The sequence below is a fragment of the Curtobacterium herbarum genome, from assembly GCF_016907335.1.
In the GTDB taxonomy this organism is placed as follows: domain Bacteria; phylum Actinomycetota; class Actinomycetes; order Actinomycetales; family Microbacteriaceae; genus Curtobacterium; species Curtobacterium herbarum.
Genome location: NZ_JAFBBT010000001.1, coordinates 2,701,429 through 2,717,190, shown reverse-complemented (window position 1 = coordinate 2,717,190; position 15,762 = coordinate 2,701,429). Strand labels below are relative to the sequence as shown.

At 73.1% G+C, this 15,762-nt stretch carries 14 protein-coding genes and 1 tRNA gene; 10 read left to right on the top strand and 5 right to left on the bottom strand.

The window, feature by feature from the left end; all coding sequences use genetic code 11:
* The first annotated feature begins 7 nt into the window (after nt 1-7).
* The 3 genes from JOD51_RS12885 (at nt 8) to JOD51_RS12875 (ending at nt 3,021) form a co-directional block, all read left to right on the top strand.
* Complete coding sequence (locus JOD51_RS12885; protein ID WP_204609114.1) at nt 8-1,480, top strand: NAD(P)/FAD-dependent oxidoreductase; 1,473 nt, start codon at nt 8-10, stop codon at nt 1,478-1,480.
* A 110-nt stretch (nt 1,481-1,590) separates the two neighbouring features.
* Nucleotides 1,591-1,664 (top strand) — tRNA-Leu (locus JOD51_RS12880).
* Nucleotides 1,665-1,701: 37 nt separating this feature from the next.
* The gene (locus JOD51_RS12875; RefSeq protein ID WP_204609111.1) at nt 1,702-3,021 is read left to right on the top strand and encodes a threonine/serine exporter family protein; all 1,320 of its coding nucleotides are present in this window, start codon (nt 1,702-1,704) and stop codon (nt 3,019-3,021) included.
* Nucleotides 3,022-3,218: 197 nt separating this feature from the next.
* Here JOD51_RS12875 and JOD51_RS12870 read toward each other — a convergent pair whose 3' ends face one another.
* Nucleotides 3,219-5,693: an Ig-like domain-containing protein gene (locus tag JOD51_RS12870; protein ID WP_204609108.1), complete on the bottom strand. Its 2,475-nt coding sequence runs from the start codon at nt 5,691-5,693 to the stop codon at nt 3,219-3,221.
* Between the two features lie 283 nt (nt 5,694-5,976).
* Between JOD51_RS12870 and JOD51_RS12865 the strand changes: the two genes are divergently transcribed.
* A complete protein-coding gene (locus tag JOD51_RS12865) occupies nt 5,977-6,558 on the top strand; it encodes a LemA family protein (RefSeq protein ID WP_204609106.1) in 582 nt (193 codons plus the stop codon).
* A 45-nt stretch (nt 6,559-6,603) separates the two neighbouring features.
* Here JOD51_RS12865 and JOD51_RS12860 read toward each other — a convergent pair whose 3' ends face one another.
* Nucleotides 6,604-7,848: a winged helix-turn-helix domain-containing protein gene (locus tag JOD51_RS12860; RefSeq protein ID WP_204609104.1), complete on the bottom strand. Its 1,245-nt coding sequence runs from the start codon at nt 7,846-7,848 to the stop codon at nt 6,604-6,606.
* 104 nt (nt 7,849-7,952) lie between these two features.
* Between JOD51_RS12860 and JOD51_RS12855 the strand changes: the two genes are divergently transcribed.
* The 4 genes from JOD51_RS12855 (at nt 7,953) to JOD51_RS12840 (ending at nt 11,946) form a co-directional block, all read left to right on the top strand.
* Nucleotides 7,953-9,206 carry an AI-2E family transporter gene (locus JOD51_RS12855; RefSeq protein ID WP_239539874.1) on the top strand — a complete coding sequence of 418 codons (1,254 nt, stop codon included), beginning with the start codon at nt 7,953-7,955 and terminating at the stop codon, nt 9,204-9,206.
* A gap of 46 nt (nt 9,207-9,252) precedes the next feature.
* Nucleotides 9,253-10,497, top strand: coding sequence for a threonine ammonia-lyase (ilvA, locus tag JOD51_RS12850; protein ID WP_204609102.1), 1,245 nt, complete (start codon nt 9,253-9,255; stop codon nt 10,495-10,497).
* Nucleotides 10,498-10,792: 295 nt separating this feature from the next.
* Nucleotides 10,793-11,449: a hypothetical protein gene (locus JOD51_RS12845; protein ID WP_204609100.1), complete on the top strand. Its 657-nt coding sequence runs from the start codon at nt 10,793-10,795 to the stop codon at nt 11,447-11,449.
* A complete protein-coding gene (locus JOD51_RS12840; protein ID WP_204609098.1) occupies nt 11,446-11,946 on the top strand; it encodes a DUF6611 family protein in 501 nt (166 codons plus the stop codon). The genes JOD51_RS12845 and JOD51_RS12840 overlap by 4 nt, the downstream gene beginning before the upstream one ends.
* Nucleotides 11,947-12,561: 615 nt before the next feature.
* Here JOD51_RS12840 and greA read toward each other — a convergent pair.
* The gene (gene greA, locus JOD51_RS12835; RefSeq protein ID WP_204609096.1) at nt 12,562-13,050 is read right to left on the bottom strand and encodes a transcription elongation factor GreA; all 489 of its coding nucleotides are present in this window, start codon (nt 13,048-13,050) and stop codon (nt 12,562-12,564) included.
* A 102-nt stretch (nt 13,051-13,152) separates the two neighbouring features.
* Nucleotides 13,153-13,476, bottom strand: coding sequence for a DUF4307 domain-containing protein (locus JOD51_RS17585; protein ID WP_181439381.1), 324 nt, complete (start codon nt 13,474-13,476; stop codon nt 13,153-13,155).
* Between the two features lie 231 nt (nt 13,477-13,707).
* Here JOD51_RS17585 and mca point away from each other — a divergent pair, with 231 nt between their 5' ends.
* Both mca and JOD51_RS12820 read left to right on the top strand, forming a co-directional pair.
* A complete protein-coding gene (gene mca, locus JOD51_RS12825) occupies nt 13,708-14,598 on the top strand; it encodes a mycothiol conjugate amidase Mca (protein WP_204609094.1) in 891 nt (296 codons plus the stop codon).
* Nucleotides 14,595-14,903, top strand: a complete 309-nt coding sequence (locus JOD51_RS12820) for a hypothetical protein (protein WP_204609093.1) — start codon at nt 14,595-14,597, stop codon at nt 14,901-14,903. The genes mca and JOD51_RS12820 overlap by 4 nt, the downstream gene beginning before the upstream one ends.
* Nucleotides 14,904-15,012: 109 nt before the next feature.
* On the opposite strand, the gene trhA is transcribed toward JOD51_RS12820, so the two are convergent.
* Nucleotides 15,013-15,735, bottom strand: a complete 723-nt coding sequence (gene trhA / locus JOD51_RS12815) for a PAQR family membrane homeostasis protein TrhA (RefSeq protein WP_204609091.1) — start codon at nt 15,733-15,735, stop codon at nt 15,013-15,015.
* Nucleotides 15,736-15,762 lie beyond the last annotated feature (27 nt).

The window sequence follows — 15,762 nt, the reverse complement described above, 5'->3', positions numbered from 1 at the left end:
ACGAACCGTGCCCAAGATCCTCGTCGTCGGCGGCGGTTACGCCGGCTTCTACACCGCCTGGAAGCTCGAGAAGCACCTTCGCAAGGGCGAAGCCGACGTCGTGATGGTGGACCCGCTGCCGTACATGACGTACCAGCCGTTCCTGCCCGAGGTCGCCGCCGGGTCCATCGAGCCGCGTCACGCCGTGGTCTCGCACCGCCGCCACCTCAAGTCGACGCGCGTCGTCACCGCGAAGGTCACCAAGGTCGACCACGCGAACCGCACCGCGACGATCACCCCCGAGCTCGGCGAGCCGTGGGAAGAGTCCTACGACCAGATCGTGATGACGGCCGGCGCCGTGTCCCGCACGTTCCCGATCCCGGGTGTCGCGGACGAGGCCATCGGCCTGAAGACCATCGAAGAGGCCGCCGCGATCCGCGACAAGATCCTCACCAACTTCGCCAAGGCCGCCAACATGCCGGCCGGCCCCGAGCGGCAGCGTCTGCTCACGGTCGTCGTCGTCGGCGGTGGCTTCGCCGGCATCGAGGTGTTCGCCGAGCTCCGTTCCTTCGTGTCGGACCTGCTCAGCAGCTACCCGCAGATCGCCTTCGAGGACACGCACTTCCACCTGGTCGAGGCGATGGGCCGCATCATGCCCGAGGTCTCGCTCGAGACGTCGCACTGGGTGCTCAAGAACCTCGCCGAACGCGGTGCCACGGTGCACCTCGAGACACAGCTGGCCTCGGCCGTGGGCGGCGTCTGCCAGCTCAAGGCCAAGGACGAGTCGATCGAGGTCATCGAGTCCGACCTGATCATCTGGACCGCCGGCGTCATGGCGAACCCGATGGTCAAGGGCACCGACTTCCCGCTCGAGCCGCGCGGCCGCATCACCGTGCAGCCCGACCTGCGCATCGTCGACGAGGACACCGTCATCGCCGACGCCTGGGCCTGTGGTGACGTCGCAGCCGTCCCCGACCTCACCGGTGGTGGCGTCGGCGGCATGTGCGTGCCGAACGCCCAGCACGCGGTCCGTCAGGCGAAGCAGCTCGCCAAGAACCTCGTCGCCACGATCCGCGGCGAAGCGACGGTCGACTACAAGCACGAGAACCTCGGCGCCGTCGCGGGCCTGGGGCTCGGCATCGGTGTGTTCCAGTCCGGCAAGTTCGCCATGAAGGGCTTCCTCGCCTGGGGCGCCCACCGCGGCTACCACGGCCTGGCCATGCCGTCGTGGGAGCGCAAGATCCGCGTCGTCGGCGACTGGGTCGGCAACTTCTTCCTGGGGCGCGACATCGCGTCCCTCGACGACCGCGAGACCCCTCGCGCCGCGTTCGAGGCCTGGGCCTCCCGTCCGAAGCCGGCCGTCGAGGCTGCTCCGGAAGCGGAGTCCCCGGCCGCCGGCCAGCCCGCCGGCGCAGCAGGCCCCGCCTACGCGACGCCCGCCGAGGACGTCTCGAAGGAAGCCGAGCCCGTCGCCGCCGGCGAGTCGGCGAAGACCGAGTAAGCCGACCGAGCACGCAGCTCGAACACGTCCGGAGGAGGGCGGTCACCCGGTGGGTGGCCGCCCTCTTCCGCGTCGGTAGGCTGATCGGGCCCGACCGGCAGCGGTCGTGCGCCCCCGTGGCCCAATCGGTAGAGGCACGCGACTTAAAATCGCTGAGTTGTGGGTTCGAGTCCCACCGGGGGTACGAGAACCGACCGCCCCGGACTCGTTACGCTGACCCTGTGGTCGGGATCGGGAGTGCGCTGACGAACCTCCGGGACGCGCTCCGGCGCCCCGAGGCCCACGTCGAGGTCATCGACGGCGAGACCGTCCCGATCGGCATGCTCCTCGGCACGCTCGGCGCCCTGCTGCTGGACGCCGGCAGCTCGGTCACCGACGTCCGGTCCGCCCTCGAGAAGACCCGCGACGCCGCCGGGGTCGACGGCCTGGCGGTCGGCGTGCTGCCGGCCCTGGTGATCGTCAGCGAGACGGCGACCGGCGCCGCCACCATCGTGAACGCCGAGGGCATCGAGCTGTCGTTCCGCCAGTCCGCGCGGGCGAACCGTCTGGTCCTCGGACTCGAGCGGGGCGCGATCGCCCTGGCCGAGATCCCCGCCCGGGTCCGCAGCATCCGGCAGGGCACCCGTCCGCCGGCACCGCTGCCCTGGGTACTCGGCAACGCGCTGACGTCGGCCGGCCTCGCCGTCGTCTTCCGCTGCCCGTGGTGGGCGGTGCTCGTCGCGCTGGCGGTCGGCGCCCTCGTCGGTGTGATCGGGCTGCTGCTCCGGCGCTTCCGTGAGGCCATCGCCGTCGTCCCGTTCCTCGCCGCGTTCTGTGCGACCGCGGTCGTCGGGCTCGTGGCCGCGAGCACCGGGTTCGACCACGTCCCCCTGTACGCCGTCTGCGCCCCGGTCGCGGTGTTCGTGCCGGGAGCGCTCATCACCAACGCGCTGCTCGAGCTCACCGCGGCGGACATCGTCACCGGCTCGGCCCGGCTGATGCAGGGCCTGATCATGCTCGGCTTCATGGCGGCGGGCATCGCGGCCGGCAGCGCGGTCACCGGTCTGCACGTCGACCCGACCTCGGCTGCCCTCGTCGGCGAGGTCGCCGGCATCGGCACCGACCGCGCCGGGTGGGAGGCCGTGCCACCACTCTGGGCATCGTGGGTCGCCGTCGTGGTCCTGGCGACCGGCATCAGCCTGGTCTTCGGCTCGGGCTGGCGGCTCACCGCGGCCTCGGTCGTCGTGATGGTCACCGCCTACGCGGTCGTCTCGTGGCTGACCCCGTTCAGCGGCAGCGTCGTCGCGACCGGGCTGGCCGCCGCACTGCTCTTCGTCGCGACGCGTGTGCTGGAGCGGATCGTGCCCGTCATCCCGGCGACGGTGTCGTTCCGTCCGGCGTTCCTGCTGCTCGTGCCCGGCACGGTCGGGCTGGTCGCGCTGTCGACCTTCGACGCCGGGGCGCTCGCGACGCCGCTCGCCACGTTCATCAGCCTCTGCGTCGGCACGAAGATCGGCGGCCTCCTGCCGGGCCTCTTCGCCCGCTCGGCCCCCACGCACTGACGGCGCCGTCGCGCTGACCGCGCTGGCGTACTGACGCACTGCAGCACCGACGTCGGGGCCACGCCCCGACCAGCACGCGGGACGCGGTGCGGTGCCGTGACGGTGCCGGCGGCGGACGGGAGGTCCGTGGCGGGGCCGCACCGCGCCTCCCGTCCGACAGGACCCCCGGCTCCACCGCACGCAGCGAGCGGGGCGACTCAGGACCGGACGGCGGCCCCGTCGAACCGGAGCCACGCCCAGGCGGCCGCGGCCGCCAGCAGGACCACGCCGACGCCGGTGGCCATCGCGGCGACGGGGACGTGCGTGCCGGCCGTGCCGGAGTAGACGGCGGCGGCGAGGCCGACGCCGACCGCCGCGAGGGCTGCGTACCGGGGCCGGGAGACCGAGGCGAGCGCGGCACCCGCCGTCCCGCGGAGGGGCAGCAGCGTCACGACGAGCGATCCGAGGCCGCCGACGCAGAGGGTACTGGCGAACTCGGAGACGAGCGAGCCGGCGAACCCGGAGGACGGGGTGACGCTGTGCAGGACCCAGCCGACGACCGCCAGGACGAGCAGTGCGACCGACCGCCAGGTCGCACTCCGCGCGCAGGCCGCGACGCTCCGGCCGAGGTGCAGGGCGGCGGTGTCCAGGTCGGTCCGGGCGACCGGCACGAGGAGGACGCCGACGACGAGGGCGGGGGAGAGGTCCGCGGCCCGGGTCAGCCCACTCGCCAGGACGGCGGCCAGGAGCAGACCGGGGGAGAGCCGGTAGGTGACGGTGTGGCGGTCCTCGCCGGCGGTCCAGCGCGTGGTGAGGACGACACCGGCGCTGAGCACCGCGACCCCGGCGACGACGCCGATCGCGAGGCGGACGTAGCGGGCCTCCAGCGCGATGCCGGTGCCGAGGAGCGCGAGCAGACCGGCGACGGCGATCCCGATCGTGATCGTGATCCAGCTCGCGACGGCGTCGTCACCGCGGCGGCGTTCGGAGCGGGTGCGGTTGCGGCCGGTGAAGCGGGCGGCCCCGAACGGCATCCGACTCCGGACGGCCCCGGCGAGGACGCGCCCCGGACCGGCGACGAGCAGGAGGAACGCGGCCGCGACGCCCGCGGCGACGGCGAGGGTGCGCCAGGAGAACGCGGACTGGATGGTGGGGACGGCGTGGTCGTAGCCCGTGGCGACGGTCCAGTCGCCCGCCGGACCCGTCCAGTCCGGACCACCGCCGTGGCTGCCGGGTCCGCCGGGCAGTGCGCTGCCGGGGGTCCCGGCGCCGCCCGAACCGGAGCCGCCGGCCGGGCCGCCGGTCTGCCCGGCGCCGCTCGTCGGGCCGGCACCGTTCGTCGGGCCCGAGCCGGTCGTCGAGCCAGCGCCGTCGGCGGGGCTGGGACCGCCGGTCTGGCCGGCACTGTTCGTCGGGCCGGTGGACCCGTCGCCGGTGCCGTCCGCGCCGCTGCCGGTCCCGCTGCCCGAGGTCGACCCGGGCGTGCTGGTGGCCGGAGCGGACGATGCGGTCCCGCTGACCCGGAAGCTGAGCGCGGTCGCGGGGGACGAGGCGTTGCCCGCTTCGTCCTGGGCGACCGCCCGGACCTGGTGCGACCCGGCGCGGAGGCTGTCGGCGGCCCGGCAGGACCACGTGCCGTCGGCGGCGACCGACGCCTGGCAGACCGCGGTCGAGTCGACGTAGGCGGTGACGACGGTGTCCGGCTCGGCGGTCCCCGCGATCCGGACCCGCTCGGGACCGACCGTGGCGGACCGGGCCGGCGCGGTGATCCGTGGTGCGGCCGGGGCGGTCCGGTCGACGACCAGGGTCCGGGCGGCGGAGGCGGCACTCCGGAGGTCGGAGCGGTACCCGGTCGCGGTGCTCGCCGTCTGGGTGGCGCTGACGCTGACGGGGCCGTCGGCCGGTGCGCTCGCGCCGGAACCCCACCGGGCCGTCCAGGTGCCGCCGGCGGAGACCACGGCGGTCAGCACCGCGGTGGAGCCGGACCGGCTGACGGTCACGGTGGCGCCCGGGTGGCCGGTCCCGGTGACCGTCCCCGTGCTGGGCCGACGGGCGTCGATGGTCGGCGGGACGATGACGTCCGACGGCGCGGCATCGGCACTCGGCAGTGCGGACGCCGTCGTGTCCAGGACGGTGAAGACCTGCGCGGGGCCGGAGTGGACCGTCCCGACGCAGGACCAGTCCCCGGTCGTCGTCGCCGTGGCACGGCAGACCGAGGCAGAGGGGACGGCGGGTTCGGCGACACGGACCTGGTGGCCCGGGGTCGCCCGGCCGGTGAAGCGCGCGAGGGCGGTCGTGATGTCCCCCGGGTCCACGATCGTGGGTGCGGTCGGGGCGCCGCCGGACGGTGGGGTGGGGGTGGTCGTGGGGGCCGGGCTCGTGGCGTCGCTCGCGCCGGGGGCCGGTGCGGGGTTCGTGGAGGCCGGGGCCTTCGTCTGCGACGCCTGGGTTGCCGGCGTGGCTGCGGTGCCGGTGCCGGTGCCGGTGCCGGTGCTGGAGTCCGTGCCCGCGGCGCGGGTCAGCGTCTCGGCCCCGGGGAGCGTCGTCGCCAGGGCTGGGACGGACGCCAGGGGCAGGAGCACCAGGCCGAGCGCCGCGACCAGCAGGCGGGCCGCGGCGGTCCTGCGGGGTCGTCGAGGTCGGGCGTCGCCCCCGACGTCCCGGTGCTGCACGTTGTCCCCGGCCGTGTCCATCCGGTCCATCCCACGCGATCCGGGCGCTCCGGTCAACACCCCGCGCGGAGGAACACCCCGCTTCCGCGGCTCCGGCGGCCGTTCCTGAGTGGGACCCGGGGGCTGTACCGGACGTGGCCCGCGAGCTCGGTGTGCGTCACTCGGGAATCGGCCGTGAAGATGGGCCGGCGGAGAGGGTGCTCAGAGGTGCTCGGTAGGATCGATCCGGACCGCTGAGGTCCGACCAGCGGGCTGCGGAGGTCCGCACGCAACTGCGGCCCGACGCGCAAAGGAGTACGCCCGAATGGACACCGGACTCGTCACGACGCTCATCGTGATCGGCGTTGTGGTCGTCGTCCTCGTGGTGATCGGGATCTGGTTCTGGGCGAGCCAGAAGTCCCTCACCGCGCTGCAGCACCGCGTCGACACCGCCTGGGCCGAGATCGCCGCCCAGCTGCAGGAACGCGCCGAGCTCATCCCGACGATCGTCGACACCGTGCAGGGTCACGCCGCGCACGAGAAGTCCGCGATCGCGGCCGTCACCGACGCCCGCGCCGAGACGCTGGCCGCGCACGACGCGGTCGCCGCCTCCGCTGCCGAGGGGCACATGCAGAAGGCGCTGCGGGGCGTGTTCCGGGTCGCCGAGGGGTACCCGCAGCTGCAGTCCAGCCAGTCCTTCCTCGAGCTGCAGTCGCGGCTGGTCTCGACCGAGGACAAGATCCAGTCCGCCCGCCGGCACTACAACGGTGGCGTCCGCGAACTCAACACCAAGGTGAAGTCGTTCCCGGCGTCGAGCATCGCCAAACGTCGCGGGGTCGGCGAGGCACCGTTCTTCGAGACCGCCGAGCCCGCCGCGATCGCCGAGCCGCCGCGGGTGCAGTTCTAGCGAGCACCACGGCGACCACCGCGGCGACCACCACACCGACCGCCGTCAGTCGACCGGGACGGCACCGAGCTCCGGTGCCTCGACCGGGACGACGCCGAGCGCTGCTGCCAGCGCGCCGGCAGCGGTGCCGCGGTCGGTGACCTCGACCCCGTCGAGCCCCTGCCAGGCAGCCGTCCGCCGGAGCAGTACGGCCAGCCGCTCGACGTCGATCACTGCTGCCGGTTCGTGCCACGCCGTCCGGACGTGCAGCACCCCGCGCTGCCGATCGCTCTTCAGGTCGATCCGCCCGACCAGCACGTCGTCCTGCAGCACCGGCAGCACGTAGTACCCGAACACCCGCTTCGGCGCCGGGGTGTAGATCTCGATCCGGTAGTGGAAGTCGAACAGCCGCTCCGCCCGCGGTCGGAACCACACGACGGGGTCGAAGGGGCTGAGCACCGCGTCGACCTCGACTCGACGGGGCACCCGGGCGTCGACGTGCATCCACGCCCGGTCGCGCCACCCCTCGACCGACACCGGCACCAGTTCCCCGGCGTCCTGCAGGTCGGCGATCGCGGCGGCGGTGTCGTCGGAGCGCAGCCGGTGGTGGTCGGCCAGGTCGGCGCGGGTGCCGACACCCAAGGCCCGGGCGGAGCGGCGGACGAGCTCCCGTACGGCATCGGCCCGGTCGGGCGCGGCCTCGAAGTACCCCGCCGGCAGCACCTGCTCGGGCAGCGCGTAGACCCGCTCGAACCCCGACCGTCCGGCGCTGACCACGTCACCCCACCGGAACAGCTGCTCGAGCCCGTGCTTCACGTCGCTCCACCCCCACCACGGTCCGCGTCGGACGTTCGACTCGTGCTCGACGGCGCTCGCGGGCATCGGCCCCTCGGCGGCGAGCAGGGCCAGCAGTTCGCCCCGGACCCGTGCGGTGCGTTCGACGCCGGCGACCCGGAGCGGGTTCGTGGTGTCGCGCTGCCGGTACGCCGCCATCCGCCAGTGGAACAGCCGCAGGTCCTCCCGGGGGACGAACGCGGCCTCGTGCGCCCAGTACTCGATCCAGGGGCTGCGCTGCGTCAGCGTCAACCGGTCGAGGGTGCCCTTGTCGTAGGGGCCGAGCCGGGCGAAGAGCGGCAGGTAGTGGCTGCGCTCGAAGACGTTTACGGAGTCGATCTGCAGCACCCCGAGCCGGGCCAGGCCAGCCGACACCGAACGAGTCGTCACGGGCGCTGCCGAGGTCGCCCGGCCGAAGCCCTGGGCAGCCAGGGCGACGCGGCGGGCCTCGGCGGCGGAGAGCGTGGTCCTGACCATGACCGGAACGCTACCGAGGGCCGCCGACGCCCGGATCCGGCCCCCCCGGGGTCACACATGCCCCGACCGGTACATCCCCGGTTCCGCGTGGCTACAGTGGCGGGATGGCATGGGGAAAGAAGACTCATCCCGACCCCGTGGTCGAGGACTCGGTACCGCTCGGCATGCGCATCGCGGGAGCGTTCTCGTGGCGCGTGCTCGTCGTCGCGGGGGTCATCGCCCTCTTCATCTGGCTGGTGACGATCTTCAGCGAGATCCTCATCCCCTTCCTCATCGGCGTCGTGATCTCCGCACTGCTCGTGCCGATCTCGAACCGGCTGCAGCGCTGGCACGTCCCGAAGTGGCTCGCGGTGATCATCAGCCTGCTCGGTGGGCTCGCCGCCGTGGCGGCACTGGTGTGGCTCGTGATCGACCAGATCATCGCCTCGTACCCGTCCCTCCGCGACCGCATGGTGTCCCAGTACGGCAACGTGCGGCAGTTCGTGCTCAACTCCGGATTCGGGATCTCACAGAAAGACGTCAACCAGTGGCTCGATGACGCCACGAAGTGGGTGCAGGAACACTCGGGCACGATCCTGTCCGGGGTCGCCAGCGCCGGTTCGAGCGCCACGCACGTGTTCGAGGCGCTGTTCATCATCCTGTTCACCACGATCTTCCTGCTCATCGACGGCAAGAACGTCTGGCGGTGGACCGTCCGCCTGTTCCCGCGCAAGGCCCGGGCGACCGTCGACGGTGCGGGTGTCGCCGGCTGGATCACCCTGACGAGCTTCATCCGCGTGCAGATCTTCGTCGCGTTCGTCGACGCGGTCGGCATCGGGCTCGGTGCGTTCATCGTCGGCCTGTTCTTCGGCGGCATGCCGCTGGTGATCCCGATCGCCGCGATCGTGTTCCTCGGCGCGTTCATCCCGGTCGTCGGTGCGATCGTCACGGGCTTCCTGGCCGTCTTCGTCGCCCTCATCTTCAACGGCCCGCTCGCCGCCGTCCTGGTGCTCGGCATCGTGCTGCTCGTCCAGCAGATCGAGGGGCACATCCTGCAGCCGCTCGTGATGGGCAACGCCGTCAAGGTCCACCCGCTGGCCGTCGTGCTCGGCGTGACCGCGGCCTCCGGTCTGGCCGGCATCGCCGGTGCGTTCTTCGCCGTCCCGCTCATCGCCACCCTCAACGCGATGGTCACGACGATCGCGAGCGGACGCTGGCGCGGGCTCGACTCCGACCACGTCCTCGAGGCCATCCCGAAGCGCGGCCAGCACGGACGCATCCAGCTCCGGCGACGGCGGCACCAGGTCGGCGACGAGGTACCGGCGCCGGGCACCGACGCCGAGCCGGCCGCCGAGCCGGGCACCGCCAGCACCAACTGAGCGTCACGTGGCAGCTGCACACTCCACGACCGACGATGATGGGACCGTGACCGACACGACTGCTTCGCCGATCCCCACGCTCGCCGACATCGAGGCTGCGCGCGAGACGATCGCGGGCGTCGCACGGGTCACGCCGATGGAGACGTCGAAGTTCCTGGAGGGCCTGCTCGGCTCACCGGTGCACCTGAAGTGCGAGAACCTGCAGCGCACCGGCGCGTACAAGGTCCGTGGTGCCTACAACCGGCTGTCGACCCTGTCGGCCGCCGAGCGGCAGGCCGGGGTCGTGGCCGCCAGCGCCGGCAACCACGCGCAGGGCGTCGCGTTCGCCGCCCGAGAGCTCGGCATCCCCGCGACGATCTTCACCCCGGTCGGCGTCGCCCTGCCGAAGCTGCAGGCCACCCGTCGGTACGGCGCCGACGTCGTGCTGCGTGGACACTCCGTGGAGGAGGCGCTGTCGGCCGCGAAGGAGTTCGCCGCCCGCACCGGAGCCGTCTTCATCCCGCCGTTCGACCACCCCGCCGTCATCGCCGGACAGGGCACGCTCGGCTTCGAGATCCTCGACCAGGTCCCCGACGTCGACACGGTCGTCGTCCCGATCGGCGGTGGCGGGGTCATCTCGGGCATCGCGATCGCCGTCAAGGGCCTGGCCGAACGCCTGGGCCGGACGATCCGGGTCATCGGCGTGCAGGCCGAGAACGCCGCCGCGTACCCCTCGTCCATCGTCGCGGGGGAGCCGCTGACGATCACGACCTCGCCGACGATCTCGGACGGCATCGCGGTCGCACGTCCCGGCGACATGAACTTCCCGATCATCCGGGACCTGGTCGACGAGATCGTCACCGTCTCGGACGACGACACCGCCCGGGCCCTGCTCGTGCTCCTCGAGCGCGCCAAGCTCGTGGTCGAGGCAGCGGGAGCGGTCGGGGTCGCCGCGATCATGTCCGGCGCCGTGCACGACACCGGCCGGACCGTGGTGCTGCTCAGCGGGGGCAACATCGACCCGCTCATGATGGAGCGGATCATCACGCGCGGCCTGGTCGCCGCCTCGCGGTACATCGGCATCCGGATCATGCTGCCGGACCGTCCCGGCCAGCTGGCCCGCGTCTCGCAGATCATCTCGGACGCCGGCGCCAACGTCGTCGAGGTCCTGCACACCCGCCACGGCCAGGGGCTCGTCATCAACGAGGTCGCGCTCGACTTGTCGATCGAGGCGCGCGGACCGGACCACGCCGACGAGGTGATGGCGCGCCTGCAGGAAGCCGGGTTCCGCCCGGAGCAGCTCACCAACTGACGGACGGGTCGCCGCCGGTCCTCCGGTGCGACCGGACCGGCCTGGAGGCCCGCTACGGCTCCGACGTGCGGCGCGCGCCCGACGGGCCACGGGCCTCCCGGCCGTGCCGGTCGGTGCTGTCTCTCGGTGCTCGCCGGTCGGTGCTCGTCGGCCGGTGCTCGTCGGTCGGTGCTCGCCGGTCAGCGGCCGTCGGTCGGTGTCGTCCTGTCAGCGCCGCGCACGGATCCGTCCGGCGGGCGTCAGCGAGCCGTGAGGAGCGCACCACGCCGGTGCTGCCGGGGTGAGGCTCGTCAACATGACCCTGACCGCGATCCTCCCGTCGCTCCGTGCCTCGATCCCCGACCCGCTCGACGCGTCGGCCTGGCCGGCGCACACCGAGCCCACGACCGACGACGTGCGCGTCAGCGCCGTGTCGATGTCCCGCCTCGCCGACGTCGCCGGCACCCCGTGCGTGCACACTGCGGAGGAGGCTCCGCCCCGCTACCGCTCGCGTGACTGGACACCGCGGGGGATGAGCGTCGCGGTCGCCGCGGTGACCGGGGTGCGGCGGACGGACGGCGGGCTCGTGCTCGAGCTCGACGCGGTGCTGCCGGCGTGCGCGGTGCTCGACGAGGCGCGGCTGATCGGACGACGGACCACGGCGCCCCGGGCGACCGCGGTCGTGGGGGAGGTCCCGGCGGAGCGCGCCGGTGCCGGGGCCGCTGCCGGAGCCGTGTTCGACGAGGCAGCCGGTGTCGACGAGGCAGCCGGTGTCGACCAGGCTGCCGGGGCTGCCGTGCTCGTCGTGCCGGCCGACGTGGCGGTCGGGGACCTGGTCTGCTTCCCGTGCCGACAGGCCCTGACCCATCGTGCGCTGACCCATCGTGCGCTGACCCCTCGTGCGCTCGCCCCTCAGGCCCTGGCGGAGCGGGAGATCGTGGCGACCGTGACGTCGACCGAGGCGTCGCGATGACCGCCGTCGACGGCGTCCGCACCCGGATCGCCGACGGACCGCACCGCTGGGGCCGGCTCGACGTCCGCCCGGTCGGCCGCACGATGTGGGAGACCCGGACGCTCGTCGTCTACCCGCCCGGCACGGACCGACACGAACGGCTGCTGCTGCGGGTCGCGCACGCCTGGCCGCTGGCGGGCCTGGTGGTGGCGGGAGCGGCCACGGTCGCCTGGACCGCCGCTCCGGTGCTCGGCGCCGTCGTCGGGTTCGCCCTCTACGCGCTCGGGTTCGCGGTCCTCCGGTCGGCCACGCGGCGGCTGCGTCCGCTCGTCCGGTCGCTCACCGTGACGACGTTCCACGGCAGCGGTCACCCCGAGGTGCACGGCCAGGTGCACCTGTTCGCGGTGTCCCTCGACGCACTGTCGGCGTTCGAGGAGGCGCTGCGTGCGGGCAGGGTGGACGCGGTCGCGTTCGAGGCGGCCTGGGGCCACGTCTGGAACGCCCTCCCCGCACGCTGAGCGCCGCGTTCCTGCAAGGTGTCGACTGTCGCACCTGTCGCACCTGTCGCACCTGTCGCACCTGTCGCACCTGTCGCACCCGTCGCGCGTGCGGTGCCGGCCGCCGCACCCGCCGTGCGTGCATTGCCGACTGGCCACGTTCTGTCGGTTTGGGGAGCTCGGACCGACGGTTCGTGACCGTTCGGCGGCCTGCCCGCGGTGCGTCGTGACCGCTCGCCGCACGGTCGGTCCGGCTGAACGCGAGGTCTGGTCAGGAGGCGCGTGCCGACCTGGCGGACGGTGGTCGAGCCTCCAGACGGCCCCGGTCCCCGGTCCCCGACCGGCGGGGGACTCGCCCAGCCTGGGCTGCCGACTGGTCACGTCCCCGGTCCCCGACCGGCGCGGACTCGCCGAGCCCGGGCTGCCGACTGGTCACGTCCCGTCGGTCTGGGGCGCGGAGAGCGACAGATCGTGACCGGTCGGCGGAAGTGAGCGGGGTGTCGTGACCACTCGCGCCGGCGCGGGCTGGCACGCGCACGAGCCCGCGCGCACGAGCCCGCACACGCGACAGCCCGGCGTGCGCGTGAGGCGCCGCACGCCGGGCTGGGGTGTCCGATGCCGTCCGGTGGTGCGGGCCTACGGCTCGTAGCGCTCGACGTTCGTCACCTGGACGGCGATCTCCTTGCCGTTCGGCGCCGTGTAGGTCGTCGAGTCGCCGGCGCGGAGCCCGACGATCGCGGCACCCACCGGGCTGACCGGGCTGTACACGGTCAGGTCCGAGCCCTCGGCGACGATCTCGCGGTTGCCGACCAGGAACGTCGACGGGTCGCCGGCGATCGTGGCGGTGACGACGGTGCCCGGCTCGACGGTGCCGTCGAACTGCGCTTCCGTGACCGTGGCGTGCTTGAGGAGCTCGGTGAGGGCGCGGATGCGGGCCTCGATCTTGCCCTGCTCGTCCTTGGCGGCGTGGTAGCCACCGTTCTCCTTGAGGTCGCCCTCTTCACGGGCAGCCTCGATGCGGCTCGCGATCTCGATGCGGGCCGGGCCGGAGAGCTGCTCGAGCTCGGCGGTGAGACGGTCGAACGCCTCCTGGGTCAGCCAGGTGCCCTGCGTGTCGTTGCTCATGTCGTTTCCCTTCGGCCGTGGCGGTCGGGACCGGTCACAGCGTGTGGCGCAAAAGAATCGAGACCGGCCGGCGGCCGGTCTCGATCCGTGATTCCGAGCAGTCTAGGGAACCCAGCACGAGTGGATCAACCCGGTGACGGCCCGGGTCGTCGTGTTGACCTGCGTGGAGATCGACCGGTCGCGCTGCTCCTCTGCCGGCAGCGTCACGACCCGCCAGCCGACGATCGTGTACGACTTGTCGAGCGCCTGCACCGCGCACTGCACACTGGTGCCCGGGTCGACGGCGACCTGGGTGTGCACGACGACGCTGTGGTCGGACAGGACCTCGTACCCGACGTCGTCGGTGTCGAGCCCGTGCGTGGTCTGCCCCGGCCCCGCCCAGATCACCCAGACGGCGAACACGACCGCGATGGCGACCGCGATCACGACGGCCAGCAGCTTGCCGCGGCGCCGGGTGTCCGCACTGCGTCCGTACCGGTCGTCGAGTGACGTCCGGCCGTCGAGGACGGTGGACGTGCCGCGTGCGGTTCCGCCTGCTGGGGCGTGGTGCTGATCGGACAGTTCGGGGCTCCCGGGGTGATTATCCTGATCCCAGGGTAGTTCACGCTCGCCGTGCGCCACCCGCGACCGCAAGTCCGTGAGCTGTGAAGGAACGCCGTGCCCCATCGTCTGCTGGCCGTGCACGCCCACCCCGACGACGAGTCGAGCAAGGGAGCGGCCACGGCGGCGAAGTACGTGGCCGAGGGCGCCCAGGTCCTCGTCGTCTCGTGCACCGGTGGCGAAGCGGGGGACATCCTCAACGAGCAGCTCTCCGACGCCGCCAAGGCCCGGGCGCACCGTGACATGGCGGGCTTCCGGCGGACCGAGATGGCCGCCGCGCAGGCAGCCCTCGGCATCGACCACCTCTGGCTCGGCTACCACGACTCCGGTCTGCCCGACGCCGAGAAGGGCGAGACCGTCCGTCCCGGCACCTTCTCGACCGTCCCGCTCGAGTACAGCACCGAGGCACTGGTCCGCGTGATCCGGCGCTTCCGCCCGCACGTGCTGGTCACCTACGACGAGAACGGCGGCTACCCGCACCCCGACCACATCCGGACGCACGAGGTCTCGGTCGCCGCCTGGCACGCCGCCGCCGACCCCGAGCAGTACCCGGACGCCGGCCCTGCCTGGTCCGTCGCGAAGCTCTACTACGAGCGCACGATGAACCCGCGCCGCTTCTCCGCCTTCCACGACGCCCTGCGGGAGCGCGAGCCGGAGAACCCCCTGCTCGAGCAGCTCGGCGAATGGGTCGCCCGGTTCGCGGACCGGCCGGACCTCGCCACGTCACACGTCGACGTGCACGAGTACTTCGAGTCCCGTGACGCTGCCCTCCGCGCGCACGCCAGCCAGGTGCCGCCGGACAGCCCCTTCTTCTACTGGCCGAACGACCTGCTCGCCGAGGTCTGGCCGACCGAGGACTACCAGCTCGTCGAGTCCCGGGTCCCCACCGAGCTCCCCGAGTCCGACCTGTTCGCAGGCATCCCATCCGAAGAGGACGCGCACGCGTGAGCACCATCGCCGCGGTACTGGCCGCCACCACCCCCAGCCCGAGCCCGAGCGGCGTCCCCGACGTCGACGTCACCCCGGGGGTCGCCGGCTTCGTCGCCATCGCCCTGGTCGCGATCGTGACGATCCTGCTCGTCGTCGACATGACCCGGCGCATCCGCCGGACCCGCTACCGCGCCGAGATCCGGGAGCGCCTGGAGGCCGAGGTCGCCGGTGACACGGGGGACGCCGTGGTGACGGACGAGCCGTCCCGTCGCGCTGCCGAGGACGGTCGGGCCGACGTCGGCGACGACACCGAGCGCGGCTGACGCGACCCGGTGGTCGACCCGACCACACCACGGACGGGAGGCTCCCCACCAGCTGGTGGGGAGCCTCCCGTCCGTCGTGTGGCCCGGCCCGCCGCCGGCGGTGACGAGGTCAGCGGACGGGGTGCAGCGCGATCACGAGGATGCCGGCCCACTGCACCACGAACGCGACGACCGTGAGGGCGTGGAAGACCTCGTGGAAGCCGAAGAACGTCGGCGAGGGGTTCGGACGCTTGAAGCCGTAGACCGCTGCTCCGAGGATGTACGCCACCCCGCCGGCGAGGACGAGCACCGTCATCGGGACGCTCGCGGCGAAGAGCTGCGGCAGGATCAGGAACGCCGCGCAGCCGAGCGCCAGGTAGAGCGGCACGTACAGCCACCGCGGGGCGCCGATCCAGAAGACGCGGAACGCGACACCGAGCAGTGCGCCGCCCCACATCACCCACAGCACGATCACCATCAGCTCGTGCGGCAGCGCGCAGACCGCGACGGGCGTGTACGTGCCGGCGATGAGCAGGAAGATGTTCGTGTGGTCGATGCGCTTGAGCACGCGCTTGACGACCGGGCGCCAGGGGAAGCGGTGGTAGGTCGCCGAGACGCCGAACATGATGAGCGACGTCGCCATGAAGACCGCGCTCGCACCCTTCGCCGCCGGGGTGGCCGCGAGGGTGATGAGCACGATCCCCATCGCCGCGGCGAGCGGGAACGTGCCGGCGTGGATCCAACCGCGCCATGCCGGGCGGGTGTCGGCGGCGCCGACCATGGTCGGGGTGGTCTCGGCCTCCTCCGTGAACGGCACGTGGGGGAGGGCGGGCGCGCCCTGGTCTGACTGCATGCTCCGACCGTACGGCCGGGGGACGGG

What these genes read in the sequence shown, in the direction of transcription:
- greA (WP_204609096.1), bottom strand. Translation starts at nt 13,050, where the DNA reads ATGAGCAACGACACGCAGGGCACCTGGCTGACCCAGGAGGCGTTCGAC.
- JOD51_RS12840 (WP_204609098.1), top strand. Translation starts at nt 11,446, where the DNA reads ATGACCGCCGTCGACGGCGTCCGCACCCGGATCGCCGACGGACCGCAC.
- JOD51_RS12870 (WP_204609108.1), bottom strand. Translation starts at nt 5,693, where the DNA reads ATGGACACGGCCGGGGACAACGTGCAGCACCGGGACGTCGGGGGCGAC.
- JOD51_RS12855 (WP_239539874.1), top strand. Translation starts at nt 7,953, where the DNA reads ATGGCATGGGGAAAGAAGACTCATCCCGACCCCGTGGTCGAGGACTCG.
- JOD51_RS12865 (WP_204609106.1), top strand. Translation starts at nt 5,977, where the DNA reads ATGGACACCGGACTCGTCACGACGCTCATCGTGATCGGCGTTGTGGTC.
- JOD51_RS12860 (WP_204609104.1), bottom strand. Translation starts at nt 7,848, where the DNA reads ATGGTCAGGACCACGCTCTCCGCCGCCGAGGCCCGCCGCGTCGCCCTG.
- trhA (WP_204609091.1), bottom strand. Translation starts at nt 15,735, where the DNA reads ATGCAGTCAGACCAGGGCGCGCCCGCCCTCCCCCACGTGCCGTTCACG.
- JOD51_RS12845 (WP_204609100.1), top strand. Translation starts at nt 10,793, where the DNA reads ATGACCCTGACCGCGATCCTCCCGTCGCTCCGTGCCTCGATCCCCGAC.